1 protein-coding gene is annotated in these 664 nt (G+C 54.4%); it reads left to right on the plus strand.

The annotated features are described in order from the left end of the window. Window positions 1-573: iron chelate uptake ABC transporter family permease subunit (locus tag J5224_RS33280; protein ID WP_264629165.1), on the plus strand; the 573-nt coding region annotated here is incomplete at its 5' end. Window positions 574-664: the final 91 nt, after the last annotated feature.

Consider the following 664-nt stretch of genomic DNA (forward strand, 5'->3'; position numbering starts at 1 on the left):
GGCGGTTATTCTTCCAGCCGCCTTTTGCTGGTGGGGATTGCCTTGAGCACCGTATTTTCTACCCTGCTGACCTTTATTCTGGCGAGTGGCGATCCGCGCACCGGATCGCTATTAGCCTGGCTGGCCGGTTCAACCTATAAGGTCAGCCCGCAGCAGGCGTACATTTCGGCGCTTATTGCGCTGGTATTGCTGAGCGCCACCCCGCTGATTCGCCGTTGGATTGCCATCATGCCGTTGGGCGCAAGCGTGGCCCAGTCCGTTGGGGTTGCACTGCGTCCTGCGCGTATGCTGATTTTACTGCTGGCGGCAGGATTGGTTGCCACCGCGACATTGGTGATCGGTCCGCTGAGTTTTGTTGGCCTGATGGCCCCCCATCTTGCCCGTTTTCTCGGGTTTCGCCGCGCATTGCAACAGATCGTTATCGCTTCGCTGCTGGGCGGCATGCTGATGCTGATTGCCGATTGGCTGGGGCGCGTATTGATTTTTCCTTATCAAATTCCCGCCGGTCTGTTAGCGACATTCATAGGGGCTCCGTATTTTATCCTGCTGTTACGTCGGCAACATTCTGCCTGAGTGCGGAAAGTAAACCGTATCGCCGCTTGCATTTGTAAATCGAATTCGCATAATTGCGGAGCAGAATAATAATGATTTACATTTGCAATTA

The sequence above is a fragment of the Candidatus Symbiopectobacterium sp. NZEC135 genome, assembly GCF_025962695.1.